The organism is Vitreoscilla massiliensis (assembly GCF_001457815.1).
GTDB classification, from domain to species: domain Bacteria; phylum Pseudomonadota; class Gammaproteobacteria; order Burkholderiales; family Neisseriaceae; genus Vitreoscilla; species Vitreoscilla massiliensis.
Map to the genome: position 1 here is coordinate 817851 of NZ_LN898221.1, position 24774 is coordinate 842624.

25 protein-coding genes and 1 riboswitch are annotated in these 24774 nt (G+C 49.3%); of the genes, 11 read left to right on the forward strand and 14 right to left on the reverse strand.

Annotated elements, in window-relative coordinates:
- Positions 1-224: 224 nt before the first annotated feature.
- The 4 genes from BN3003_RS15460 to ybaK form a co-directional block, all read right to left on the reverse strand.
- Positions 225-1616 carry an efflux transporter outer membrane subunit gene (locus BN3003_RS15460; protein ID WP_058357518.1) on the reverse strand — a complete coding sequence of 464 codons (1392 nt, stop codon included), beginning with the start codon at positions 1614-1616 and terminating at the stop codon, positions 225-227.
- Position 1617: 1 nt separating this feature from the next.
- Positions 1618-3552, reverse strand: a complete 1935-nt coding sequence (locus BN3003_RS15465; protein WP_058357519.1) for a MacB family efflux pump subunit — start codon at positions 3550-3552, stop codon at positions 1618-1620.
- Positions 3553-3557: 5 nt separating this feature from the next.
- The gene (locus tag BN3003_RS15470) at positions 3558-4751 is read right to left on the reverse strand and encodes an efflux RND transporter periplasmic adaptor subunit (RefSeq protein ID WP_058357520.1); all 1194 of its coding nucleotides are present in this window, start codon (positions 4749-4751) and stop codon (positions 3558-3560) included.
- A 148-nt stretch (positions 4752-4899) separates the two neighbouring features.
- Positions 4900-5385, reverse strand: a complete 486-nt coding sequence (ybaK, locus tag BN3003_RS15475) for a Cys-tRNA(Pro) deacylase (RefSeq protein ID WP_058357521.1) — start codon at positions 5383-5385, stop codon at positions 4900-4902.
- A gap of 50 nt (positions 5386-5435) precedes the next feature.
- Between ybaK and BN3003_RS15480 the strand changes: the two genes are divergently transcribed.
- Entirely contained in the window at positions 5436-5783 is a 348-nt protein-coding gene (locus BN3003_RS15480; protein WP_058357522.1) for a RidA family protein, read from the forward strand.
- Between the two features lie 183 nt (positions 5784-5966).
- Positions 5967-7019, forward strand: a complete 1053-nt coding sequence (locus BN3003_RS15485; protein ID WP_058357523.1) for an NAD(P)H-dependent flavin oxidoreductase — start codon at positions 5967-5969, stop codon at positions 7017-7019.
- Positions 7020-7113: 94 nt separating this feature from the next.
- Here BN3003_RS15485 and BN3003_RS15490 read toward each other — a convergent pair whose 3' ends face one another.
- The 5 genes from BN3003_RS15490 to BN3003_RS15510 all read right to left on the reverse strand — a co-directional run bounded on the left by BN3003_RS15490 (position 7114) and on the right by BN3003_RS15510 (position 10312).
- Positions 7114-7695, reverse strand: a complete 582-nt coding sequence (locus BN3003_RS15490) for a sugar transferase (RefSeq protein ID WP_058357524.1) — start codon at positions 7693-7695, stop codon at positions 7114-7116.
- Between the two features lie 97 nt (positions 7696-7792).
- Positions 7793-8170, reverse strand: coding sequence for a YfaP family protein (locus BN3003_RS15495; protein WP_058357525.1), 378 nt, complete (start codon positions 8168-8170; stop codon positions 7793-7795).
- A 2-nt stretch (positions 8171-8172) separates the two neighbouring features.
- The gene (locus tag BN3003_RS15500; protein ID WP_058357526.1) at positions 8173-9087 is read right to left on the reverse strand and encodes a VIT domain-containing protein; all 915 of its coding nucleotides are present in this window, start codon (positions 9085-9087) and stop codon (positions 8173-8175) included.
- Between the two features lie 154 nt (positions 9088-9241).
- Positions 9242-9640, reverse strand: coding sequence for a hypothetical protein (locus tag BN3003_RS15505; protein WP_058357527.1), 399 nt, complete (start codon positions 9638-9640; stop codon positions 9242-9244).
- Positions 9641-9829: 189 nt separating this feature from the next.
- Positions 9830-10312 carry a YbhB/YbcL family Raf kinase inhibitor-like protein gene (locus BN3003_RS15510; RefSeq protein WP_058357528.1) on the reverse strand — a complete coding sequence of 161 codons (483 nt, stop codon included), beginning with the start codon at positions 10310-10312 and terminating at the stop codon, positions 9830-9832.
- Between the two features lie 353 nt (positions 10313-10665).
- On the opposite strand from BN3003_RS15510, the gene nrdA reads away from it, so the two are divergent.
- From nrdA to BN3003_RS15540, 6 genes are all read left to right on the forward strand, one after another.
- Positions 10666-12951 (forward strand): class 1a ribonucleoside-diphosphate reductase subunit alpha, encoded by a 2286-nt coding sequence (gene nrdA / locus BN3003_RS15515; protein WP_058357529.1) that lies wholly within the window; start codon positions 10666-10668, stop codon positions 12949-12951.
- Positions 12952-13024: 73 nt separating this feature from the next.
- On the forward strand, positions 13025-14158 hold the full coding sequence (nrdB, locus tag BN3003_RS15520) for a class Ia ribonucleoside-diphosphate reductase subunit beta (RefSeq protein WP_058357530.1): 1134 nt from the start codon (positions 13025-13027) through the stop codon (positions 14156-14158).
- Positions 14158-14463 carry a class I ribonucleotide reductase maintenance protein YfaE gene (gene yfaE, locus BN3003_RS15525; protein WP_058357531.1) on the forward strand — a complete coding sequence of 102 codons (306 nt, stop codon included), beginning with the start codon at positions 14158-14160 and terminating at the stop codon, positions 14461-14463. Before nrdB ends, yfaE begins: the two co-directional genes overlap by 1 nt.
- A gap of 35 nt (positions 14464-14498) precedes the next feature.
- Positions 14499-15155, forward strand: coding sequence for a hypothetical protein (locus BN3003_RS15530; RefSeq protein WP_147645455.1), 657 nt, complete (start codon positions 14499-14501; stop codon positions 15153-15155).
- A gap of 3 nt (positions 15156-15158) precedes the next feature.
- Complete coding sequence (locus BN3003_RS15535; protein WP_058357533.1) at positions 15159-16250, forward strand: helix-turn-helix domain-containing protein; 1092 nt, start codon at positions 15159-15161, stop codon at positions 16248-16250.
- 93 nt (positions 16251-16343) lie between these two features.
- Positions 16344-16619: a VF530 family protein gene (locus BN3003_RS15540; RefSeq protein ID WP_058357534.1), complete on the forward strand. Its 276-nt coding sequence runs from the start codon at positions 16344-16346 to the stop codon at positions 16617-16619.
- Positions 16620-16774: 155 nt separating this feature from the next.
- Here BN3003_RS15540 and BN3003_RS15545 read toward each other — a convergent pair whose 3' ends face one another.
- The gene (locus BN3003_RS15545) at positions 16775-17473 is read right to left on the reverse strand and encodes a hypothetical protein (protein ID WP_058357535.1); all 699 of its coding nucleotides are present in this window, start codon (positions 17471-17473) and stop codon (positions 16775-16777) included.
- Positions 17474-17518: 45 nt separating this feature from the next.
- Positions 17519-18244 (reverse strand): hypothetical protein, encoded by a 726-nt coding sequence (locus BN3003_RS15550; RefSeq protein WP_058357536.1) that lies wholly within the window; start codon positions 18242-18244, stop codon positions 17519-17521.
- Between the two features lie 409 nt (positions 18245-18653).
- Between BN3003_RS15550 and BN3003_RS15555 the strand changes: the two genes are divergently transcribed.
- Positions 18654-19205, forward strand: coding sequence for a protoglobin domain-containing protein (locus tag BN3003_RS15555; RefSeq protein ID WP_058357537.1), 552 nt, complete (start codon positions 18654-18656; stop codon positions 19203-19205).
- 79 nt (positions 19206-19284) lie between these two features.
- Here BN3003_RS15555 and BN3003_RS15560 read toward each other — a convergent pair whose 3' ends face one another.
- Positions 19285-20541, reverse strand: coding sequence for an MFS transporter (locus BN3003_RS15560; RefSeq protein ID WP_058358085.1), 1257 nt, complete (start codon positions 20539-20541; stop codon positions 19285-19287).
- 122 nt (positions 20542-20663) lie between these two features.
- Here BN3003_RS15560 and BN3003_RS15565 point away from each other — a divergent pair, with 122 nt between their 5' ends.
- Positions 20664-21569 (forward strand): LysR family transcriptional regulator, encoded by a 906-nt coding sequence (locus BN3003_RS15565; protein ID WP_058357538.1) that lies wholly within the window; start codon positions 20664-20666, stop codon positions 21567-21569.
- 135 nt (positions 21570-21704) lie between these two features.
- Positions 21705-21831: riboswitch (FMN riboswitch) on the forward strand.
- Between the two features lie 83 nt (positions 21832-21914).
- Positions 21915-22598, forward strand: coding sequence for a 3,4-dihydroxy-2-butanone-4-phosphate synthase (gene ribB, locus BN3003_RS15570; protein WP_234333098.1), 684 nt, complete (start codon positions 21915-21917; stop codon positions 22596-22598).
- A gap of 125 nt (positions 22599-22723) precedes the next feature.
- On the opposite strand, the gene BN3003_RS15575 is transcribed toward ribB, so the two are convergent.
- Together BN3003_RS15575 and nadC are read right to left on the reverse strand one after the other, a co-directional pair.
- A complete protein-coding gene (locus tag BN3003_RS15575; RefSeq protein ID WP_058357539.1) occupies positions 22724-23014 on the reverse strand; it encodes a DUF3817 domain-containing protein in 291 nt (96 codons plus the stop codon).
- A gap of 362 nt (positions 23015-23376) precedes the next feature.
- A complete protein-coding gene (gene nadC / locus BN3003_RS15580) occupies positions 23377-24228 on the reverse strand; it encodes a carboxylating nicotinate-nucleotide diphosphorylase (protein WP_058357540.1) in 852 nt (283 codons plus the stop codon).
- Positions 24229-24774 lie beyond the last annotated feature (546 nt).

Genomic DNA, 24774 nt, shown 5'->3' on the forward strand with positions numbered 1-24774 from the left:
AAATCGCGCTTTATGCTCACTCAGACCCTAAAGACGCAAAAGCAATAAATGCCAATAATCAGAAAATTAACGCATTTAAAGCCATAACGATGGCACTCACCAAGCCAGAATAAAAGGAAGAAAACAGACAAAAGCGGCCTGTAAATACCTTACAGGCCGCTTTTGAGGTGCTGGCTGAGCCTGACAAGCTGTCAGACTGCTAACACACTCAGACATAAAGCGCATTAAGAAGCAGCGCGATACCGCCCTGCCATCGCTTGGTAGACTTTGTTTTCCGCTTGCAAACGCGCATAACGGCCATTTAACCACGCCAAATAAGCGCTGTCGTAACTGGTTTGGGCAGAAATATAGTCTTTGAATTCGGCCGCACCGTGTTTGTAACGCACCGCATAATATTGCTTGATTTTGGCCTCGGCCGCGAGTTTGCTGGCCAAGGTTTGCTCATTGGCCAAGCTTTGGCGGTAGCTGTAATACAGCCCATCGACCTCGTTCAAAGCGCTGTTGATGCTTTGTTCAAACGTCAGCAATTGCGCTTGGTACTGGGCTTCAGACGATTTGATGTTCCATTTGAGCTCGTTCCAATTCAAAAACGGCAAGGAAATGCCAACATTGCCGCCCAAGAATGGCACGTTCAGCGCCTTGCTGAAATCTTTGGAAGACGAAGACAGGCTCGCGCCCAAGCTCACGCTTGGATACACCGATTTGCGCACTGCCGACCAGTCTTTAAACGATGAACGCAGTGTGTATTCGGCCGCACGCAAATCAGGACGGTTGGCAAGTACGCTCAAAGGCACGTTGGTATTCACGCCCAAAGGCTGCAAACCAGACAATTTCGGCAGGCTCAAACCCAAGCTTTGATTCGGCTTCAAGTTAAGCAGATTGCGCAGCGTTTGCTCGGCGCTTTGGCGCTGGCTTTGCAAATCTATCAATGTCGCCTCGGTGCTGGCCAACGCCTGTTTGGCTTGCGCAGGCTCTATCGAAGCGACTTTGCCATGGCGGTATTTGGCATCGGAGATGCGCAGCAATTCTTGATACGAGCGAATATTGCTGTTGGCATTGTCTATGGCGGCCTGTAAATACACCAATTCAAAATAGGCGTTTACTGTGGCATTGATCAAGCTTAATTTGGCGGTGGCAATGTCTTGCTCACTGGCACGGTAAGCCCAAGCCTTGGCATCGGCACTGTCGCGCAGACGTTGCCACAAATCGACTTCGTAAGACAAACCCAGTTGACCACCGTAGCTGCGCGAGCTGTTGCCACCGTCTTTGATGTTTTTCGAGGTCGAGCCTGATAAAGAACCCGACAACGATGGCACCAAATCTGTACCGGCAGCACGCGCACTGTACAAGGCTTGTTCGGCAGTTAAGGCCGCTTTTTGCAAGTCGATGTTATTGGTCAGCGCGGTGGCGACCAATTGGTTCAATTGCGCATCGTGGTATTGCTGCCACCATGCATCATCAACCGAGTATTGTTCGGCCACGTTTTCATCCCAAGCCAGTGCTTGTTCCACGCGAGTAGGCTCAGGCATTTGTGCGGTTTGACAGGCGGCCAAGCCTAGGCTTAACACAGCCGCCACACAAGCGGCCTGTAAACGAGAATAAGGGTGTTTTTGCATATTAATCATGGGCCAAAGCATCTATGGGGTTCAGTTTCGAGGCATTGCGCGCCGGCATATAGCCAAAGGCAACACCAATTAAAGTCGAGCAAGTCAGCGCCAGTATGATGGAACCGCTAGAGAACGACATTGGGAAACTGCTGACAAATTGGTTGAAAATCAGGCCGATTAAACCCGACAAGGCAATGCCGATGAAACCACCGAGCAAACAAATCAACACCGCTTCAATTAAGAATTGCGACAAGATGTTCATTTGTCGTGCACCGATGGCCATGCGCACACCGATTTCCTTGGTGCGCTCGGTCACCGACACCAACATGATGTTCATCACACCGATGCCGCCGACAATCAGCGAAATCAAGGCGATACTGGAAATCAACATGGTCATGGTGCCGGTGGTCGATTCTATGGTTTGTTTAATCGAGTCGCTGTTGCGGGTGAAAAAGTCTTTGCTGCCGTGGCGCGCGGTCAGCAAGGCGGTAATGCTTTGCTCGGCCACTTGCGTGGACACATTGTCTTTGATTTTCACTGTTACCGAACTGATGTTGCGCGCACCGGTGATTTTGTTCATCACCGTGGTGTAAGGCGACCACATATTGAGGTTTTCATTGGCACCAAAGCCGGTGTCTACCGCGGTGACGCCGATGACTTTCAGCGGCACATTGTTAAACAAAATGACTTTGCCCAATGGCCGCTCGCCCTCTCCAAACAATTGTTTCAGCGTGTTTTGGTCTATCACCACCACCGATTCGTTGTTTTTAACATCGTCTTCGGTGAAAAAACGCCCTGCCGCCAGTTTCTTGCCGTTAACATCAAAATACTGATCGCCCGCACCGGTCAATGAGCCAGTCAATGAGATGCTGCCCGACACCAATAAGCCACTGGTGGAGACGCTGGGCGTGACATTGTCGACATACGTCTGTTCGGCCAAGGCATCGGCATCGGCCACCACCAAGGTTTTCACTTTATTGGAGCGTCGGTCACCAAAGCCTGAGCCCGGGTAAATCGAGATGGTATTGGTGCCGATAGAAGAAATGTTTTGCAAAATCTGCTCTTGTGAGCCGCGCCCCAAAGCCACCACCGACACCACCGAGGCGATGCCGATGATGATGCCGAGCATGGTCAGCAGCGAGCGCATTTTGTGCGCAATAATCGCTTGCACCGCCATTTTGAACGATTCGCCCACTTGATCTTTGTAAAAACCAAACGTCGATTTCTCTTTCAATTTGGCTTGCGGCTCATGCGCCTTCACCGCCTCTTTGCTGACATCGGCAACGATTTCACCGTCTTTGATTTCTATCACACGGTTGGCGTAATCGGCGATTTTGGCATCGTGGGTGACCAACACGATGGTATGGCCCTCTGCATACAAGTCTTGCAAAATGCCCATCACCATCACGCCCGAAGCCGAATCCAGCGCACCGGTCGGTTCGTCAGCCAAGATGATTTCGCCGCCATTCATCAGCGCCCGCGCAATCGACACACGCTGTTGCTGACCACCGGACAATTCACTGGGCAGATTATTGGTTTTGTCGCCCAAACCCAAATCGGTGAGCAATTGCACTGCGCGCTCATGGCGCAGCTTCTCATCCACACCTGCATACACCGCCGGCAACGCGACGTTGTCACGCGCACTCAAACTAGACAGCAAATTGTAACGCTGGAAAATAAAACCAAACTTTTTGCGCCGCAGCGCCGCCAAATCGTCGGCTTCCATGTTCAAGGTTTCGATACCGTCGACTTGGTAAGAACCGGAACTGGGCGTGTCCAAGCAGCCAATCGCATTCATCAGCGTCGATTTGCCCGAACCCGATTGACCGATGATGGCAATAAAATCGCCTTGCTCTACCGACAAATTGATGTCTTTTAAGATGTGAACTTGGTTCTCACCCTCACCAAAATACTTGTTCAGGTTTTTGATTTCTATCATCGCCATGGCGCTTACCTCGGGCCCATGCCACCGCTAGGACGACGACCTTGTCCTTGTTGGACGGCTTGCGATTTCTCACTCGCGCTCATGCTGCCCATGATGACTTTGTCGCCCTCTTTCAAGCCAGACAAAACTTGGGTATTCAAACCATCGGTCAGACCGACTTTGATGTCGCGTTCTTCTACTTTGCCATCGGCCTGTAACACCTGCACCACGCGTTTGCCTTTTTGTTTCTTAATCGCCATCGTCGGCACGATTAAGGTGTTTTTCACTTCTTGCGAGGTAATCACGTTTTGCGTGGTCATGCCGATGCGCAACTTGCCTTCTTCATTCGGCACCAACAATTTGGCGTAGTAATACACCGCCGCATCGCTGCTGGAAGATTCGGTGTAAGTACCGTCGGTCAAAGTGGTCAAACCGGGGTCTATCGATTGCAGCGTGGTGTGGAATTTCTCATTTGGCTCAGACAAGATGGTGTATTCCACCGGCAAGCCGGCTTTGACCTTGGTGATGTCGCCTTCGGCGATTTCCAATTTCACTTCCATTTGGCTCAAATCGGCAATTTCCGCAATCGTCGGTGTGGTTTGGTTGGCATTGACGGTTTGGCCTTCCTCCACTGGCACAGACACCACCGTACCGGTAAACGGCGCGATGATTTTGGTATAGCCCAATTCCACTTCGGCGGTGTTAATCGCCACCGTGGTTTGCTTAATCGACGCCTGCGTTTGTTTTAAGGCCGCTTGTGCTGCCGACCACGCGTCTTTGGCGTTTTCCACCGCTTCGCGCGAGCTGGCGTCTTCGCTTAACAAGGCTTGTTCACGTTGGTATTGTTTGGAAGCGATGTCCAATTGGATTTTCTGATTCGCCACTTGCGCATTCAATGAAGCCAATTCGGCTTGTTTGGTTTGCAAGGTGTTTTGTTGGGTGATGGGGTCGATTTGCGCAATCAAATCGCCTTTTTTCACTTGGTCGCCCACTTTGATGTAAAGCTTTTTGATTTGACCCGACGCTTGCGCACCGACCGTCACTTTTTGCGCCGCCGATACCGTACCGGTGGCATTCACCGTCACCGCCAAATCGCCGCGTGACACGGTTTCGGTAATGTAATCGACTTTCTCTTGCTTGTTAAACCAGAAAAAATAAGCGGCCAGCGCCAGCGCCACGACCCCGATGGCCAGCAGCAGCCATTTGATTTTTTTATTCATAAGCGAATAAACCCATTTGAAATAATTGTTTACTGTGCGACGACCAACTGCCACTCAAAAGTACAGCCAGTCTACATGATTTTTGCAGTGCATTATGCCAGCGCAAACTTAGTACAAACTTAGCACATGCAAATAAGGCGCATTTTCATCAGATGTCCACAGCCACATTCACCGCTTGTGGGTTCAACACACGCAAATCAGCGGCCTGCATCGCCACCAAAAATCCGCGTTTACCGCCATTGATGTAAATGGTGTCCAACTCCAAAATACTGGCTTCCACATACACTGGCAAAGCCACTTTGGTGCCGAACGGGCTGGTGCCGCCAACCAAATAACCGGTCCATTTGTTCGCTTGTTTGGGGTCGGCCGGCTCAATGTGTTTCATGCCCAAATCGCGTGCCAATTGGCGCGTGGAGATGTGTTTGTCGCCGTGCATCAACACGATTAAGCCTTGCTTTTTTTCGTTCTCACACACGATGGTTTTGATGACCAAGTGCTCATCCACGCCCAAACACTCAGCCGAATGGGCGGTGCCGCCGCGTTCTTCGTATTCATACAGATGCGGCACATGGGCGACGCTGTGCTGGCGCAAAAATCGAATTGCTTGGGTCACGGGAAAATCTTGTTTAGCCATTTTTATGCTCTTCTGCTAACATCAACCTCCCTATTGTAAGGATGATTACCATGAGCATACAACGTCACATCACCAATCACCGCTTGTCTGAAGCGGTAGTCGCCAACGGCTTTATCTTCTTGGCCGGTCAAGTGCCTAGCATAGACACGCCAGACGCGGAAGCCCAAACCGTTGATGTGTTAAAACAAATCGACAAATTGTTGGCTGAATTGGGTTCTGACAAAAGCAAAATCTTGGAAGCCACCATTTATTTGACCGACTTGGCCAATTACGATGCCTTGAATCGCGCTTGGGATGCTTGGGTTCCTGCCGGTCACGCGCCTGCGCGCGCTTGCGTGAAAGCCGACATTGCCAATCCTAACTGGTTGGTAGAAATCAAATTAACGGCATTGGCGTAATGTCATGTTAAAACAAGCGGCCTGTAAAGCATTTACAGGCCGCTTTTTTCATGTTTAAAAATCACTTCAGCGCATAGAAACCATGCCCATGCGGCCTGTAAACACTGGCAATCCACGCTGTACAAGTTTCCAGTGTTGCTGCATGATAGACCTGAAGCCATTAACTCATCATAAGGAGTGTGCATGACCACGTACACACAATTGCAGTTAACCCGCCCCATCATCCAAGCGCCCATGGCCGGCGGTGCCTCCTCACCACAATTGGTCGCAGCCGTCAGCAATGCCGGCGGACTTGGCAGTTTCGCCTGCGGCATGATTTCATCGCAGCAAATGCGCGAAGGCGTGGCGCACATCCGCAGCCTCACCAGCAAAGCGTTTGCGCTGAATCTGTTTATCTTACCCGAATCGGTACAGCCCGATGCCGCTGCTTTGGCCGCCAGCAAGGCATGGCTAGACCCAGCGCTGCGCCAAGTCGGCTTGAGCATGCCCACACCGGCCGCATGGTCGCAGTCCTTCCAAGCCCAATTCGCCACTTTGCTTGAGCTCGCGCCTACCGTTGCCAGCTTCGCCTTTGGCATCTTGAATCCTGCCCAAGTCGCCGCCTTGAAACAGCGCAATATCTTGGTCATCGGCACCGCCAACAGTGTTGAACACATGCAAGCATGGCTGGACGTCGGTGCCGATGCCGTCATCGTGCAAGGCGTGGAAGCCGGTGGTCACCGCGGCGGCCCAACGGAATTGGCTGCCGCACAAGAACTGGCTTTGGACGATTTGCTCGCCGCTTGCCGCCCCTTAAGCGACAAACCGCTCATCGCCGCCGGTGGCATCATGAATGGCGAACGCATCAGCGCCTTACTCGAGGCCGGTGCCAATGCGGTACAAATGGGCACGGTATTTTTGTGCAGCGACGAATGTGGCGCCTCAGCAGTGATGAAACAAGCCTTGTGGCAACGCCGCGACCAGCCTACGCGCTTAACGCGCTTGTTCTCAGGCAAACCCGCGCGCGGTGTGGTCAACGCTTGGATGCAACAATTGGCCGAACACGAGTCCGATACCTTGCCCTATCCTTACCACAACGCCTTAACCACGCCACTGCGCACGTGGGCCAACCAAGCCAACGAACCCGATTACTTGGCCTTGTGGGCTGGCACTGGTTTGCCACATATTCAAAAAACCAGCGCCACCAACATCCTCGACGCGCTGTATCCCGTCGTCGCCACGGAATCGGCCTCATGAAGCCTGACATACACAAGCGGCCTGTAAATGTTACAGGCCGCTTTTTTTTTGTATTGATACCCATGCTTTTATTCTAAAACAACTGAGTTTTTTCTTATTGCTTAGGGATGACTGCATCTCCTCTACCACTACCACAAAGCGTCATGACTATAAACCTCACATCGGCCTTCACGGACATATCGTTTAAATACCGAGCATCACTTTTTGCCAAAATTTCTGCATTTGACATATCTATCCCTGCTACTTGCGAAATCCCAGTAATGCCTGGTCGTATATCGTATAAAGACAAAGCACGTCTGGCTTGAATCAACTCTTTTTGACAGGGCAAGCATGGTCTCGGCCCCACAAAACTCATGTCTCCCCGCACGATATTCCATAACTGCGGCAATTCATCTAGTTTGGTCTGCCGCAATAATTTACCAATAGGTGTAATGACATGTTCATGTACTTCATGGCTTGGCGCTTGTTTGGTCTCCACATTCATGGTTCGCAATTTATAACAAATAAACTTTTGTTCATGCAAACCCACTCGCTCTTGCCTGAATATAGCAGGCCCTCTAGAAGTTATGCGAATCACACAGATACAAATTAAGATAAGTGGAATGACCAAAATTAATCCTAAAACGGCCACAGGCCATTCCATCAATCTTTTACAACATAATTGTTTCTTCAACATTTATCACAGTCCCCTATTCTATGGCTACCGTTTATAACATTACCATGCCTGCTTTAATGAGTATTGATTCAATATATTTCCAGCTTACTCAACTTACTCACTTCACCGTAAACGTCCCGATTAACACCGACTCCTGATTCGCTTGTCCCTGTTGTTCTTGCGCCATTTTCACACGCAGGATTTGTTCGCTTTGATTCGGTTTGCCCCAATGGCGAATCAGGCGCACGTGCGCAGTGGTGGGACCGGTGACGATTTGCTGTCTGTCGCCGTAAAAATGGGCGCGGATTTCGTATTCGCCGGCTTTCGGGTCTTTCAACCAAAACACTTCTGGGCCATAGCCGCCAGTGAAATCTTGAGAAATGCGCCCGCCTTGGTAGCTTTGCGGATGGGCGTAATACACTTTTTCGCCATTCGGGTCGAGCACCCACAAATCCATGTCGGAATTGTCGCTGTCCCAAGTGAGCACCACGCGCATGTCTATTGCAGGCTCACTTGGGCATTGGGCACGGCTTTAAAATACGCGGCCAACACCGCCAGTTGTGAGGCCACATCGGCATCTTGGCGCGATAAAGACGCATCCCAGACGATGGCCAGATGTTGCGGCGGCGTGCGCACATAGGCGCTGTCGGCTACAGGAATATTGGCGAGGAAATAGCGCTCGGCGCCCACTTGTTGCAACAACACTTGGCCGCTGTTGGGTGCGGCAAATTCCCAGTTCAGGCCACTGAGTAGTTCATGCTGCGTCAACCGAGCCTGCGCGACAAAACCACCAGCGTGATAATCGCTTTGCTGAAAACCCGCCGGCACGGCAAAGTCAGCGGCAGTAGCGACGCTGCTGTTGATGCGCACTTGCGCCGCCGCCACTTTGCCAAATTGCAGCGGCAATTGGTAGCGCATGCGGCCGTTGGCCATGTTTAAGGCTTGCTTGATGGTCATCGACACGGTGCGGCTGCCTTGCGCTGGTATCGGATAAACGCGCAAACGAAATTGGTTACCACTGATTTGTTCCAGCAAAGCAGGGTCGACTTGACGACGCTCAACGGCTTCAAACACTTGCTGCGCTTGCGCCTTGGGCACAGGCACGGCCGGCCGCATTTCGCCATTGATGTCCAAAGCCATGGCGGTGATTTTTTGGCCCTCGGCCAAAGGCACCACCAATTCGCCTTCTAAGGGACGGGAATTGGGATTGTAAAAACGCATCGTCAGCTGTGTTTGCGCGATGGCTGGCAAGATTTCGACTTGCACATCCAGTTGTTGCAAGACAATGGCTTGGCTGTTGTTGGCTTGGGGCACACGCATCTGCACCACGTCAGCCACAGCAATGGATTTGGATTCGGCCGCGAACGCGGTGAAAGCGATGAGCACGCTTAAGAGCAAGGGAGTGGGTTTCATGGTAAGCCTTGGGAAAGTTTACAGGCCGCATGTCTCTGTCTATCTCAGACCAACAGCACACACGCCATCAGCATGAAACCAATATGCGGTGTTTAAACCAGAAACGCAATCTGCACGCGCTGTACAACAGATGGGTAGCGAGCAAATACCACACTCACCACCATGCATGCCACGCATGTTGGCGCAATAAATAATGATTGTACGGCGTGCGCACCGCCGCCCAGATTTGCATCGCCGCATACGGCAATACCCACCACATGGCGTCGAAATACCAACTCAAGGTAATGCACAACATCAATACCGACAACAACACGATGGCAGGATTGATTAAACCGATGTAAGCCAAATACAACCAGCCCAACAACAAGGTGCCCCAACTGCCCAAGATGGCCAATTTGTGTGGGAAACCGGTATAAAAAGCGGCCTGTAACTTCTCAGACCAACTCAAACCACCGAATTTATCGAAGAAATCAAACAGCAGCCATTGCTTGTCGCTGAATGACGGCGGCGCAGGCTGAGGTTTGAGTGGAGGTGGCGTTTGCTGCTGGTTCATACCCTTCCTACGAATCTGATACACGGTTACGGCATAGAGGCTGCCACTTTGCAGCCATCAAACCACAAACCCTGCCCAACAGCAAATTAAATGGCATATTTTTACCAATAAACCCCAATTTATGGCAGAAAGCCACGCACGCCGCCACTATATTGAGCCGCGTGCATGGTCAAACCGCTAATACTTCAATCAGCGTTCAAACAAATGCTGTGTTGAGGCTTTAGCCAGACAGTGGGCATTGATCATAAAGCCGGCCATCGACGTGCTGGCGTCGGCAGGCAAATCTATGTGGTCGGTATCCAAGGCATACACGGTATGGATGTAACGATGCCGCTCGCCCTCAGGCGGCATACAGCCCATATAGCCTAGGCCACCGCCATCGTGGCGCATTTGGCGCACACCGGCTGGCAAACCACTGCCATCGGCCGCACCGGCGCCACGCGCCAAACTGCTGACATCGGCGGGCAAGACCAACAACATCCAATGCCACCAACCCGCACCACCAGTAGGTGCATCGGGGTCGTGCATGGCAATGGCAAAACCTTTGGTGCCAGCGGGCGCACCGCTCCAACTCAATTGCGGTGATGCACACTCAGGATGGTCGGCCTGAAAGGTGGCACCCATCAATTGGTTCTCAGAAAAATCGCTGCTGTTTAAGGTGAAATCAGTCATCACAAATCCTTTTTTAGACCTTGACAAAGGCGGGTTTTAGACAAGCGTTGCAAAATAACCAATATATCATAAAAATTTTTCAGCACCGGTTTTAGGCTGATTTATCTAGCCCAGCTGCATAGAATCATGCAAAACAAACCGTTAAACCCTGTCAAATAAAACTGTGCTAAACAGTTTTACAAAGCCATAGTTTTTTACATCTTGCCAAGTGCCAAGCTATCCCCTATATTGTGTTCTAAATTTCTACCACACACTATATCGTGTGTCTGATTCAAGTTTTCCCAAATGTTGAAAGTAAGCCACTATCGGCATTTGTCAAGCATTTTTACCAATATTACTTTAAGGATTTATTCATGAATGCAGCCGCAGCCGCCGAGCTTAAAGTGACCAAACGCGATGGGCGTTTAGAAGCAATTGATTTGGATAAAATTCACCGTGTCATCACTTGGGCGGCCGAAGGTTTAAGCAATGTGTCGGTATCACAAGTGGAACTCAAATCCCACATCCAGTTTTACAACGGTATCCGTACCGACGACATCCATGAAACCATCATCAAAGCTGCTGCCGATTTGATTTCGACAGACACGCCTGATTACCAGTACTTGGCTGCCCGTTTGGCCATCTTCCATTTGCGCAAAATCGCTTTTGGTCAGTTTGAACCGCCACATTTGTACGACCATGTTGCCAAACTCACTGCCGATGGCAAATACGATGGGCACATTTTGGCCGATTACTCGCGCGCCGAGTTTGATGAATTGAATGCCGCCATCGTGCACGACCGCGATTTGACCTTCTCTTACGGTGCGGTCAAACAATTGGAAGGCAAATACTTGGTACAAAACCGCGTCACCCGCGAGTTGTACGAGTCACCGCAATTCTTGTACATGTTGGTGGCGATGTGTTTGTTTGCCAAATACCCACAAGACACGCGCTTGGGCTATGTGAAACGCTTTTACGATGCGATTTCTGAATTCAAAATCTCGTTGCCTACGCCGATCATGTCGGGTGTGCGCACGCCGTCACGCCAATTCTCATCTTGCGTGTTGATTGAATGTGATGACAGCTTGGACAGCATCAACGCTACTGCCTCAGCGATTGTAAAATACGTGTCACAACGCGCAGGCATCGGCATCAATGCCGGTCGCATCCGCGCCTTGGGCAGCGAAATCCGCGGCGGTGAAGCGCAACACACTGGCTGTATTCCGTTTTATAAATTGTTCCAAACCGCAGTGAAATGCTGCTCACAAGGCGGCGTGCGCGGTGGTGCAGCGACTTTGTTCTACCCAATGTGGCATTTGGAAGTGGAAAGCCTGTTGGTATTGAAAAACAACCGCGGCGTGGAAGAAAACCGTGTCCGTCACATGGACTATGGCGTGCAAATCAACCGCTGTTTGTACCAACGTTTGTTGAAAAACCAAGACATCACCTTGTTCTCACCTTCGGATGTGCCAGGTTTGTACGATGCTTTCTTTGCCGACCAAGACGAATTTGAACGCTTGTACGAATTGTACGAACAAGACAAGAGCATCCGCCAACGCAAAGTATCGGCGATGGACTTGTTCTCGATGTTGATGCAAGAGCGCGCCGGTACAGGCCGCATCTACATCCAAAACGTCGACCATTGCAATACCCACAGTCCGTTCAATCCAGCGGTAGCGCCGGTGCGTCAATCGAATTTGTGCTTGGAAATTGCCTTGCCAACCAAACCGTTGGACAACGTCAACGACCCAGAAGGCGAAATCGCCTTGTGCACTTTGTCGGCGTTTAACTTGGGCAAAATCGAAAACATCAGCGACATCGAAGAATGGGCTGAATTGGCCGTGCGTGCCTTGGATGCCTTATTAGACTACCAAGATTACCCTATCGAAGCAGCGCGCCAAGCAACAATGAACCGCCGCACCTTGGGCATAGGCGTGATTAACTACGCTTACTACTTGGCCAAAAACGGTGTGCGCTATTCCGACGGTTCGGCTTTGGGCTTGACCCACCGCACCTTTGAAGCGATTCAATACTATTTGTTAAAAGCCTCAGTGAAATTGGCGCAAGAATACGGTGCTTGCCCGAAATTCGGTGAAACCACATATTCACAAGGCATCTTGCCAATCGACACTTACAAAAAAGATTTGGACGCATTCTGCACCGAACCTTTGCATTTGGATTGGGAAGGCTTGCGCGCCGACATCGTCAAATACGGTTTGCGCAACTCGACTTTGACCGCCTTGATGCCATCCGAAACCTCTAGCCAAATCTCCAATGCCACCAACGGCATCGAGCCTCCGCGCGGTTTGGTCACAGTCAAAGCGTCTAAAGACGGCATCTTGAAACAAGTGGTGCCTGAATACGAACGCTTAAAAGGCGATTACGAATTGTTGTGGCAAATGCCAAACAACGATGGCTATTTGAAACTGGTGGGCGTGATGCAAAAATTCGTCGACCAAGCGATTTCTGCCAACACCAATTACGACCCTAGCCGCTTTGACGGCGGCAAAGTACCGATGAAGCAATTGATTAAAGACTTGCTCTCGGCTTACAAATATGGCTTGAAAACCTTGTATTACCATAACACCCGCGACGGTGCCGATGACGTACAACAAGACTTACAAGACGATGGTTGCGCTGGCGGTGCCTGCAAAATCTAAGTCCTCCTAGGTTTACAGGCCGCATACAAGCGGCCTGTAAGTTCTCAGCCTCAGCGTATATAAAGTAAAGCCCATGAAGTATTCCACTTTCAGCAAGACCCCCAATAACCAATTATTGGAACCGATGTTTTTCGGTCAATCGGTGAACATTGCCCGTTACGACCAGCAAAAATACGAAATTTTTGAAAAACTGATAGAAAAACAACTGTCGTTTTTCTGGCGCCCAGAAGAAGTCGACGTGTCACAAGACCGTTTGGACTACAGCAATTTGCCCGAGCATGAAAAACACATTTTCATCAGCAATTTGAAATACCAAACCTTATTGGATTCGATTCAAGGCCGCAGCCCTAACGTGGCTTTGTTGCCCATCGTGTCGATACCCGAATTGGAAACGTGGATCGAAACGTGGTCGTTCTCCGAAACCATACACTCGCGCTCGTATACCCACATCATCCGTAATATTGTGCACGAACCGTCTACCGTGTTTGACGACATCGTGACCAACGAATACATCATTCGCCGCGCCGAAGAAATCGCCCAATACTACGATGATTTGATTCAAGCCACGCAACACTACCATTTGTTTGGCGAAGGCACGCACCAAGTCGCTGGCGAAACCATCACCGTGTCGCTGCGCGAACTCAAACGCAAATTGTACCGTTGCATGATGTGCGTCAACGCCTTGGAAGCCATCCGTTTTTATGTGTCGTTCGCCTGCTCGTTTGCCTTTGCCGAACGCGAATTGATGGAAGGCAATGCCAAAATCATCAAATTGATTGCCCGCGATGAAGCCTTACATCTCACTGGCACGCAACACATTTTGAACCTGTTGCGCTCAGGCCAAGACGATCCTGAAATGGCCGAAGTGGCTGCTGAATGTGAACAAGACTGTTACGACTTGTTCAAACGCGCCGCCATGCAAGAAAAAGAATGGGCCGAATACCTGTTCAAAGACGGTTCTATGATCGGCCTGAATAAAGACATTTTGGGGCAATACATCGAGTACATCACCAATTTGCGCATGATTGCCGTTGGCTTACAGCCCGCATTTGAAGGCGCCAACCAAAATCCGATTCCGTGGATTAACGCGTGGCTCTCCAGCGACAATGTGCAAGTGGCACCGCAAGAAGTGGAATTAAGCTCTTACCTCATCGGTCAGATTGATTCTGAATTGTCGGCCGACGACTTAGGCGATTTCGAGCTGTAATGGCCATCATCACCACTTGCGACAAATCGTTTGCGCTGCGCGAAAACGAAACTCTGCTTGAAGCCCTAGAGCGCACTGGTCACGATGTCGAATACCAGTGCCGCGAGGGCTATTGCGGCTCATGTCGCACCAAAATCCTCAAAGGCAGCGTCAGCTACAGCGAGCTGCCACTGGCTTTTGTCGGCTCAGACGAATGCCTGCCCTGCTGCTGCACCGTCACCGAAGACCTCAGCATCGAGGCTTATGCACGGCAAGAGGAGATGTTTGGGGAAAGAGAGGGGCTGTTGGGGGATTTGTTTGAGTAACACAGTTTACAAAATTAAATATATGCAACATTAAGTTGACGTTTTTTAAATTTAGCAATAAAATTCATCCATCTCTAGCAGCTTTTGGTATTCAATTTATGTACTCTGTAAACAAATTACTAAATATAGATGAATCAATATCTAAAAATTTATGCTCGCTGGTCGAAGCTAGATTGAATGAGTTTGAAAATGTTTACATATCAATGAAACATCTCTGTTCAACTGAGCAAACTAGAGGTACAGCTCGAGTAGATGTTTTAAATCGTGCAATATCAGACTACGCTGACTCAAATGATTTAGTTCAAATTATCGACCCAACTAGCAATTTCATATTTAGAATTAATGGCCACGAGTTTAGGACATTAGTCCATTCACTCCATGCAAATCCTCAAACCAAATTAAGCAAAGTAGCAAAATATAATAAAAATGAACTCTTACCTTTTGTTGAATTTGAAAATTCAGTTGAAATTATCACTTGGCTTATAGAAGTTGATGATATTTATTTTGAAGATACTGTTAATTTCTCCATCTTTATACGTGGATACAATTTAGAAACTCAAGCAATTGTAGCTGAATATAAATATGTACGAGATGAAATGATTTCTACCCCTGAAATTACCACCCCATACTCGCCTTCTCAGCCAGTAGTTGAAATTGATAATCCTATTATCTCGTTAAAAAATAGTAATTAAACCATGTCCATACGCATTCACAATGAGTTTGATAGCTTTATTCCAAATCGTTTGAGCACTTTAAGGCATGCAAACAAACTTTCACTTGATGAAATTGCTTTGAAATTAGAAATTTCAAAGCAATCCATTCATCTTTTTGAAACAGGTCAACGCGAGCCAAGTAAATCACATATTGAACAGTTATCCATTTTATTTGGAGTTAAAACTGATTTTTTTTATAAAACAAAACAGTTAAGTGATATTCCATTAGAAAAAGTACATTTTAGAAAATTAAAAAGTACTCCTATTTCTTTAAAAAAAACCACTGTTTCTAAATTAGAGCTAATTAATTTTATAATTGAGAATTTAGAGAATTATTTAAATCTTCCTAAAATAAATATTCCCTATATTGTAAATGAGCATATTGAAAATATTGCATTACAAGCTCGTGAGCATTGGAAATTAGGACTAGGCCCTATTTCTAATGTCACTCTACTTGCTGAAAGCAATGGCGCATTTGTATTAGAAATGACAGATATCGATACAAAAGTTGATGCTCTATCTGTATTTAAAGATAACCAACGCCCATTGATATTAAGAAATACTTCTAAAGAATCTCCTTGCCGAAATAGATTCGATATTGTTCATGAGATTGGGCATTTGATTATGCATCGATTTATTGAAACTGGAGACAACCTGACAGAAAGCGAAGCAAATTCGTTTAGTGCGGCATTTCTATTGCCAAAAGAGATTATGCTTACTGATTTCAGTAGGTATATTTTTAGGCGCAGTCAAATCAATTGGGAGTTTCTTTCAGAATTCAAATTAGAATGGAAAGTCAGTAAAGCTGCCATTTTATACCGAGCGCACAAATTGAATATTATAAGCGATGCACAGTACAAAAGCGCAGTCATCTCATTAAAACGAAAAGGTGAAGCCATTACAGAAAAAGAAGATTACTTAATCCAACAAGAAAAACCTATGTTAATCTCACAGTGTATTGATTTATTAACCCCCGACTTACTAAACCAGCTCCTGAATGATATTTCCATGAATAAATCAGCTTTTTATGAATTAATAAACAAAGATTATAATCATGTAATTCAATTCAAATAACATCTGTCCTGTAAACCTTACAGGACGCTTTTTTACCCATCTCTTACCTAAGTTATTATCTCTATCTAGCATTCCCAATAGAAACCATACTCAATGAATCACTCCTCCAAAGACCCCCTCCACGGCAAGAAGCTTGCCGATATCTTAGACGAATTGCTGGAATACTATGGCGGCTTTGATGGTCTTAGCCGTGAAATCGACATTCGCTGTTTTTGCATAGACCCGAGCGTGAAATCGTCGTTGAAATTCTTGCGCACCACGCCATGGGCGCGCGAAAAAGTTGAGAGTTTGTATTTGTATGTGTTGCGCCGCCAAGCGCGTGAGCAAGCACGTGAGCAAGCGGCCTTGCAGCCACCTGAAGCAGAATAACACCTCATCGCTATCATCAATGCGGCCTGTAAATCACGTTAAGGATTTACAGGCCGCATTAAGTCTGTGCGCGAAGATGTGCAGACACGTTGTATGCCCCACTACACAACAATCTGCATCACAATATAGATGATTCCAGCTTACAGGCCGCTTTCTTACTCCTCATTTAAGCGGCCTGTAATGCGCATCCACACATAGCACAGAAACAATACCATATTGTTCAGCAGCCATAAGCGCACCCAAGCAAAGCCCAAGCTGGCAATGAGCCAAATGGGATAATGCTCAAGCAGCAACAGCCTCACATTGTCACGGTCCAAGGCAGCACCAGCGGTCGCATGGAGTAAGTCCCGCACATGCGTGAGCGACATTCCCCAAGCCAAGCCCGTGAACAACAGCAAGCAGAACACGCCGATTATCATGCCCCACCATGCAGAGCCCAACATGATGCTGTGAAAACCATATTCCATATCATTCTTAAAATCAGCATCGTGTTTGAGCGCAAACAACCATGCGCGCACACTTGCCGGCGCCTGTTTTAACATCCAGAAGCCTATGCCCACACTCAACAGCAAACTGCCGATAAACGCACTCAAGACATAGTAAGAATACAATTGGCTTAAATCACATTGCCCTGAGCGCACCTGCCATCCCAGCAGTCGATTCACGCCTGCAAACACAGTCGTTTCACACTGCGCATAAGCACACAGCCATGCGATGCCTTGCAGCAGCAGCGTGCCCCATAACCACGGTTTGACGATGTGCCAATGCAGGGTCAGGGTCAGTCGCTGGGAAACAGACATGGCTTTGGTGGTTTTCAGCGGCAGCTTGGGTTTTATCATCGGTATGGTTTGCATCGGAGGCACCTATGCGTGGCTATATGACGATATCTTATGAGCAAGTTACAGGCCACTTTCATGCGCCTGATGCAAGCGGCCTGTAATGCGCATCCACACATAGCTCAGATAGATTACGACATTGGCAAGCAACCATAAGCGCAGCAAACCCATGACGATGTGGATGACAAACCAAGTTGGAAAATAATACTCACTCAGCAACAAACCAAGGTTGTGGCTGTCGATGGCTGCACCTTCGATGTATCCATACCAAGATTTTGGATAATTTAAAGACGCATCAATGCTGGCCATGGTCAAAAGCAGCCACATCATAATGGCCAGCAGCACAGCCAAGCAGCGCATCACTCCATCCCAGCGTCCCCAACCCGACAACCAACCATCAGAGGCATATTCCAAGTTCCGCTTTAAATCAGGATCGTGTTTGAACCAAAACAACCATGTGCGCACGGTGGCGGGTGCCACTTTCAGCATCCATATGACGGTGCCCACCCACAACAGCAAGCCCAGCCTGCCAGCGATGAACACTTGGTAACGCAACAAGTGGCTTAAATCACATAGCCCTGTGTACAGCTGCCAACCCATGAGCCGATTCAAGCACACATGCAGCGCTGTTTCACACTGCACAAAAGCACACAGCCAAGCGATGCATTGCACCAACACCATGCCCAATAACCATGGCTTGCTTACCCGCCAATGCGTGACCAAAGCCAGAGAGGTGGCCTTAGGTATGGTTAGTGTGTGGGGTTTAATGGGCAATTTGGGTTTTATCATCGGTGTGCTCGGTAGCAGGTATCACGGTGTAGCAGCGATATGGCATGGACATGGCTGGCTTAAAAAGCAAGTTACAGGCCGCATTAAACTTAAACAAGAGCACTGCCCAAGCACACGACCAACAATAAGTTTGATTCTTCCTGAGCCTCATCCTCTGCAGCACAGGCTTATCTTATTGTGTACGGTCGCGGCAGCAGCCACACCCAATACCACAAACTGTTGTTTATTCAACACATTAATAACATCATCTGCACACCTACCAGCGCTGAAAACCCAGCCAGATGGGCCTGACATTTCTAGGTTAAACAGTTTATAAAGTTTCCAACTCTAAATTGATTTGCATCAAACCTTGACCATTTCAGATGCATCAAAATACAGCGTTTCCACAAATAAATCATGAGGATATAAAATGCAATTGCTCGTTAATCCAGCCAGCGATGCCGATTTTGCAGAGTTTCTCGGTCACAATGGTTTGGCCAATGATAATGTGGCCTGTTTGAAGGCCTTGGCGCCGTTGGTGGCACCGCACATCCCTGCTTTAACCGAGTCTTTCTACGAACGCATTTTGGCTTCTGATGCGATGAGTCCGTTCGTAGAGGGACGCGTCGATACTTTAAAGCAAACCCACATGCGTTGGATGAACATGTTGTTCAGCGGGCCGTTTGACGCCGAATTCGTCAAAATACACCAACACATCGGTGAAGTGCACTTGCGCCAAAAAATTCCGCCCTTGTTTGTGTCGGCCAGCGTCGCCTTTTTGCGTGCGGAAATGCCAAAATTATTTACACCTGAATTATTGGCCAATGTCCCACAATACGATTACGCCTTTTGTACCTCAGCGCTGCTGCGCGTATTGGACACGTGCCAATACCTGATAGACTGCACCTATTACAAAGCCTTGATGGAATTGCTCGGCATCTCGCCACAATTGTTCCTGCGCTTGATGACCACCACCAAGTAAACCTGCGCTTGCAGTGTTAAGCCATAAAAAGCGGCCTGTAAACATTTACAGGCCGCTTTATTCATGTGCATTCGTATTGTTAAGCGGTGGCCTTGCCTATCTTCATTTGTGTCAATGCCATGGCGGCGATGCACAAGATGGCAGTCAGAGCGACGATGGCGAGCCAACCGCCGTTAATCCAAAACCAGCCGCCTATCGAGCCTATGCTGCTGGAGCCCAAATAGTAAAACAGCAAATACAAGGAAGAAGCGTGGCCTTTGGTGGTTTTGGCTTCGGCGCCAACCAAGCTGCTGGCAATAGAATGGGTGACAAAGAAGCCAAACGTTACCATGGCGATGCCGACGATGATGGCGGGCAAATTGCTCATTAAGGTAATCAACACGCCCAGCAACATCAACACAAAACCAAACATCAATATTTGTTTTTGGCCAAAGCGCTTGCCCATGCTGCCGGCGGTAGACGACGCCACCATGCCGATGTTGTAACACAAGAACAGCCATGAGATTTGCGTAGGACTCAGGGCAAACGGCTCGCCCGACAAGCGGAAAGTCATGTAATTAAACGTGGTGACAAAAATACTGCACAATAAGAAACCCAAACCATACAGCGTTAACAAGCGACGGTTTTGAAGGTGTTGTCCCCATGCGCGCAGATGAAACGACATTTGAAAGTGTTTTTGGGCGACAAAGTTTTGCGAGGCTGGCAACAAGACCAAGAAGCCCAAACTTGAAGCCAAGCACAATACGCCCAAGGTCAACATCGCGGTTTGCCATGAGAAATACTCCAGCAACATGCCCATGCCAACACGGCCCATCATGCCGCCGAAGGCATTACCGGCAATCAATACCCCCATTGCCTTGCCCAAATCATCGGGATGGATTTCTTCCGCCACCCAAGCCATGGCCACGGCAGGCACGCCACCCAATACAAAACCTTCTAAGGCGCGGATGACGATTAAAGTATTCCAATCGTGGGTCAAGGCGGTGGCGATGTTCAAAATCGAGGCGATGAACATGGACACAAACATCAATTTCTTGCGCCCCAATACCTGTGAAAACGCGCTTGATAACACGATGGACACGGCCAAAAAACCAGTGGTCAACGATAAAGCCAGCGCGCTGTTGGCAGGGCTGATGTTGAAACTGCTGGTGAATTGTGGCAACAGCGGTTGCACACAGTAAATCATTGAAAAGCTGGCAAAGCCAAGCAAGAACAAGGCGATGCGCGCCTTGGTGTAAGTCGGGGTACCGATGCGTGTCCATTTGGGTGCGGCTATGCTGCCCGTGGTTTGGTTTAAGGTTTTGCGGTCGGCAGCGCCGACGGTGGTAGAAGCCATTTTAAACATCCGAATGCCGCAACAAGCGGCCTATCAACATGGTGTTTACGATAGCAATTCGGGTGATATATGTCTAATATATAGATATTGAATAGTTGATACTTTTTATATATAGGACTCAAATGGAATTGCGACACATACGCTATTTTTTGGTGGTGGCAGAGGAACAAAACTTCACCCGCGCTGCTGCCCGTTTGGGCATCAGCCAGCCGCCGCTGTCGATGCAAATCAAGCAATTAGAGCAGGAAATAGGCGCGGAATTGTTTTACCGCACCACCAATGGCGCCGAGCTCACCGCCGCCGGCAGCGCGTTTTATCAAGCGGTGAAACCGATAGAGCAGCGTTTACAGGCCGCTGTGACCACCACCCAAGAAGTCGCCAATGGCTCGCTCGGTACGCTGCGCTTGGGCTATACCGGCACGGCCATGCTCCATCCCTTGCTGCGGCGGGTGATACGTTTGTTTCAGCAACAATACCCCAACATCCAATTGCAATTATCGGAAGCCAATTCCTTGATTTTAATGGAGCGTTTGCAACGCGATGAGCTCGACATCGCCGTGGTGCGCCCGCCGCAAACCACCCCGCCCGATTTGAACATGCAAATCTTGCTCACCGAAATCATGGTGGCCGCGCTACCGACCGAACACCCTTGCCAAGCGATGACGGAAATTCCCCTGGGTTTGCTGCAACACGACATGTTCATTGTCTCCCCCGCCACCGTCAGCTCAGGGCTGTTTGATGCCATACGCGAAGCCTGTTTTGCGCATGGCTTTGAACCGAAGATGTGGCAAAATGCCCCGCAAATCGTGTCCATCTTGTCGCTGGTGGCGGCCAATTTGGGCGTGACTTTGGTGCCAGAATCGGCAAAGCAATTGCAAATCAGCGGCTTGCGCTACCGCAGCATCAGCGCGCCGACGCCGACCGTCGACATGGCCTTGGCCTATCCCAAGCTCACCCATTCACAAGCGGCGATTAATTTTTCCAGTTTGATACATACCCTATTAAAGCGGCCTGTAAACCCTGATTGAGTCGCTGCTATTGGCTCACAAAACAAACAGATACCGCACATGACAGCCGTGCCACGAGACTCGGCCCATGCATGCTGCAACACAGTATTGCCATTTTTGGGGCTACAAATCTTGCAACCAAGCGCGTATAGTGGTCGCCATCTTCAGGGCGGGGTGTAATTCCCCACCGGTGGTAAGCCTCACAGCAAGCCCACGAGCCTTTATGGCAGATTTGGTGTAAATCCAAAGCCGACGGTCACAGTCCGGATGAAAGAAGACACACAACAGGCTTTTTGCGTGCGCAAAAAGTCTCGCTGTGCATTTCTTGGCTCTGAAATGTTTTTTCAACTTAACGAAAGCATTTCAATGACTGATTTGTATCAAAACGCCTCAGCACACGCTGTTGCCAACCCTAACCAACACACCATTCCCACCCACATGCCCGCAGCCATCGCGCGCGCCATCGCCGCCATACAAGCTGGCACACCGGTGATTTTGCTCGACGACCACGACCGCGAAGACGAAGCCGATTTGATCATTGCCGCCGAAACCTTAAGCGTGCCAGTGATGGCGCAAATGATACGCGACGGCAGCGGCATTGTTTGTTTGTGCCTGAGCAATGCCCTCGCCGACCATTTGGCCTTGGCTCCGATGGTGGCAGACAACCACAGCCGTTTCAGCACCGCGTTTACCGTGTCCATAGAGGCCAAAACCGGCGTCACCACCGATGTATCGGCGCAAGACCGCGTCACCACCATCCAAGCGGCCATCGCCGCCGATGCCAAGCGCGGCGATGTGGTCAGCCCCGGCCATGTGTTCCCACTGCGCGCCCGCGATGGCGGCGTGTTAGAACGCGGCGGCCACACCGAAGGCTCGGTGGATTTGGCGCTGTTGGCAGGTTTTCCCGCCGCGGCGGTATTGTGCGAATTGATGAACCCAGACGGCACCATGATGCGCGGCGCGCAATTGCACGCTTATGCCCAAGCGCACCAATTGCCTATGCTCAGCATCGCCGAGTTAAAACAATACCGATTGCGCAGTCGCAATTAGGCTGAACGTAAGCCATTGCGGATGTTTAAGGCTGTATTGTTGTTTTAGATGCTCGCCTTAATAGCAAGCGGCCTGTAAACCCTTGTTTAGGTTTACAGGCCGCTTGTATGTTTCTATGACAACTATCAGGCTTGCACAGGCTCGCGCTGCTTGAGTTTGGCATCAAACACAAACGGGCCAAACGGCAAAATGGCCGCCAACAAACCCATCACAAACACCGATAACGGCCATTTGTTGACATGGCAGCTGACAAACAACACCACCAAAAACAGCAAGAACAACACCCCATGCGCCATGCCCATAGGCGGTATCAAGCTGGCATTTTCAAACACATATTTCATCGGCATCGCCACAAACAGCAATAACAAAAACGAAATGCCTTCCAAAAAACCGACCACGCGCAATAATTTATGCATATTTCATTCCCAGCAAGTCCAAATTAAGTCCATGATTATAGTTGATAATAGATTTAAATGCCGTTTAAATTCAACAAATGCCGCGATATTTCATGTTTTTCATCATCAAAACACACAGTGTGCCATGCCTAAGAAGCATGTACCGACTTGAAACATGACAACAAACATAGACGACACGCAGACAGCCACACACATGAACCATGTTTAAGAAACCGCTACTGTTCTGATGGCAAATGCGCACTAAGGCAGCAAAGACCACATGATGTGTTGCCCATACCGCACAGACATTTGCACAGCTGCACACATAACCAAGCGGCCTGTAAACCTCTAACAGTGTTTACAGGCCGCTTGTTACAAGCCAATCAGTCCAAATAATCCATGCCTATGTCCAAATAGCGGGCGCTGTGGGTGACATAGCCCATGGCCAAGAAGTCGACACCGGTTTCGGCAACGATGACGGCGGTGTCAGGATTGAGGCCACCTGAGGCTTCGGTTTGGCACTGACCTTGGCACATGTCCACGGCGGTGCGCAAATCTTCGACGCTCATATTGTCGAGCAAGACCAAGGACACGCCTTCTTGCAATACTTTTTCCAATTGGCGCAAATTGTCGACCTCGATTTCAATCGGTATCAAATGGCCGGCATAGGCCTTGGCTTGTTGGATGACCGCGCTCAAATCGCCACCAGCCAAGGCGATGTGGTTGTCTTTGATTAAGATGGCATCGTCCAAGCCCAAACGGTGGTTGCGGCCGCCGCCCACGCGCACGGCAAATTTTTGCAACACCCGCAACCCCGGCATGGTTTTGCGTGTGCACGTCACTTGCGCTTGGGTGTAAGCAATGCTGGCTTGGATTTGCTGGGTGGTGGTGGCGATGCCGCTTAAATGGGTGAGGAAATTCAAGGCGGTGCGCTCGGCCGATAAAATGGCGCGGGCATTGCCTTGGACGGTGGCAATGATGTCACCGCGTTGCAACACATCGCCATCATTGACCTTGGTTTCAAACGCCAAACCCACGCCCATCGCTTCAAAACTCAAGCGCGCCAAATCTATGCCGCAGAGTACGCCTTGTTCGCGCGCGACGATGTGCAATTGGCAGGTCTGCGCGGCGGCAATGACGGCTTCCGACGTCACATCGGCGCGACGCCCCAAATCTTCCAACAATGCGGCCTGTACCATCGGTAGAATCAACGGCTGCGGTAAGCTGTAATGCATGCTGCTCTCCTAATATACTCAAACGGAGTATATATACATCTGCCGCAGATGGGAATCGGTACGAGGGCAAATTTGCTTAAGTGGCAGTATTTGTGGTGAATTTTGACCCATAGCCACAAGAGCACACACAGGCCTAGTCTGGTGAGTACGACAGAATTGAAATGCAGCCCTACTCATCTAAGCGACCATGCGCTGGTGATTCAAGCCAAGGTCATACCTTAAGCAGCCTTACACCTGTATGCAAAACTCGCACCGCCGTGTTCACAGATAGCAGCACACACTTCAACATCCGCATTCGCACGTTCTCGGCTCAATAGCAACTAGCCACCCTTATCCATCCAATAACACACAGCCTGATTTTGAGCAGCCCCAAGTCTTGATTAAAAGTTCGTCCTATCATGTTCATCACATTGACCACACATTTCAACTTCCGCATTAGCACGTTCACGGCTCAATAAGCATCAACAACTGTTACCCCAGCAACAACACGACCTGACTTTGCGCAGCGCTACACCTGTATTAAAACTCACCTCATCACATTCACCG

Coding starts and splice junctions, on each gene's coding strand:
- BN3003_RS15460 (WP_058357518.1), bottom strand. CDS start 1,616: ATGCAAAAACACCCTTATTCTCGTTTACAGGCCGCTTGTGTGGCGGCT.
- BN3003_RS15465 (WP_058357519.1), bottom strand. CDS start 3,552: ATGGCGATGATAGAAATCAAAAACCTGAACAAGTATTTTGGTGAGGGT.
- BN3003_RS15470 (WP_058357520.1), bottom strand. CDS start 4,751: ATGAATAAAAAAATCAAATGGCTGCTGCTGGCCATCGGGGTCGTGGCG.
- ybaK (WP_058357521.1), bottom strand. CDS start 5,385: ATGGCTAAACAAGATTTTCCCGTGACCCAAGCAATTCGATTTTTGCGC.
- BN3003_RS15480 (WP_058357522.1), top strand. CDS start 5,436: ATGAGCATACAACGTCACATCACCAATCACCGCTTGTCTGAAGCGGTA.
- BN3003_RS15485 (WP_058357523.1), top strand. CDS start 5,967: ATGACCACGTACACACAATTGCAGTTAACCCGCCCCATCATCCAAGCG.
- BN3003_RS15490 (WP_058357524.1), bottom strand. CDS start 7,695: ATGTTGAAGAAACAATTATGTTGTAAAAGATTGATGGAATGGCCTGTG.
- BN3003_RS15495 (WP_058357525.1), bottom strand. CDS start 8,170: ATGCGCGTGGTGCTCACTTGGGACAGCGACAATTCCGACATGGATTTG.
- BN3003_RS15500 (WP_058357526.1), bottom strand. CDS start 9,087: ATGAAACCCACTCCCTTGCTCTTAAGCGTGCTCATCGCTTTCACCGCG.
- BN3003_RS15505 (WP_058357527.1), bottom strand. CDS start 9,640: ATGAACCAGCAGCAAACGCCACCTCCACTCAAACCTCAGCCTGCGCCG.
- BN3003_RS15510 (WP_058357528.1), bottom strand. CDS start 10,312: ATGACTGATTTCACCTTAAACAGCAGCGATTTTTCTGAGAACCAATTG.
- nrdA (WP_058357529.1), top strand. CDS start 10,666: ATGAATGCAGCCGCAGCCGCCGAGCTTAAAGTGACCAAACGCGATGGG.
- nrdB (WP_058357530.1), top strand. CDS start 13,025: ATGAAGTATTCCACTTTCAGCAAGACCCCCAATAACCAATTATTGGAA.
- yfaE (WP_058357531.1), top strand. CDS start 14,158: ATGGCCATCATCACCACTTGCGACAAATCGTTTGCGCTGCGCGAAAAC.
- BN3003_RS15535 (WP_058357533.1), top strand. CDS start 15,159: ATGTCCATACGCATTCACAATGAGTTTGATAGCTTTATTCCAAATCGT.
- BN3003_RS15540 (WP_058357534.1), top strand. CDS start 16,344: ATGAATCACTCCTCCAAAGACCCCCTCCACGGCAAGAAGCTTGCCGAT.
- BN3003_RS15545 (WP_058357535.1), bottom strand. CDS start 17,473: ATGCAAACCATACCGATGATAAAACCCAAGCTGCCGCTGAAAACCACC.
- BN3003_RS15550 (WP_058357536.1), bottom strand. CDS start 18,244: ATGATAAAACCCAAATTGCCCATTAAACCCCACACACTAACCATACCT.
- BN3003_RS15555 (WP_058357537.1), top strand. CDS start 18,654: ATGCAATTGCTCGTTAATCCAGCCAGCGATGCCGATTTTGCAGAGTTT.
- BN3003_RS15560 (WP_058358085.1), bottom strand. CDS start 20,541: ATGGCTTCTACCACCGTCGGCGCTGCCGACCGCAAAACCTTAAACCAA.
- BN3003_RS15565 (WP_058357538.1), top strand. CDS start 20,664: ATGGAATTGCGACACATACGCTATTTTTTGGTGGTGGCAGAGGAACAA.
- ribB (WP_234333098.1), top strand. CDS start 21,915: ATGACTGATTTGTATCAAAACGCCTCAGCACACGCTGTTGCCAACCCT.
- BN3003_RS15575 (WP_058357539.1), bottom strand. CDS start 23,014: ATGCATAAATTATTGCGCGTGGTCGGTTTTTTGGAAGGCATTTCGTTT.
- nadC (WP_058357540.1), bottom strand. CDS start 24,228: ATGCATTACAGCTTACCGCAGCCGTTGATTCTACCGATGGTACAGGCC.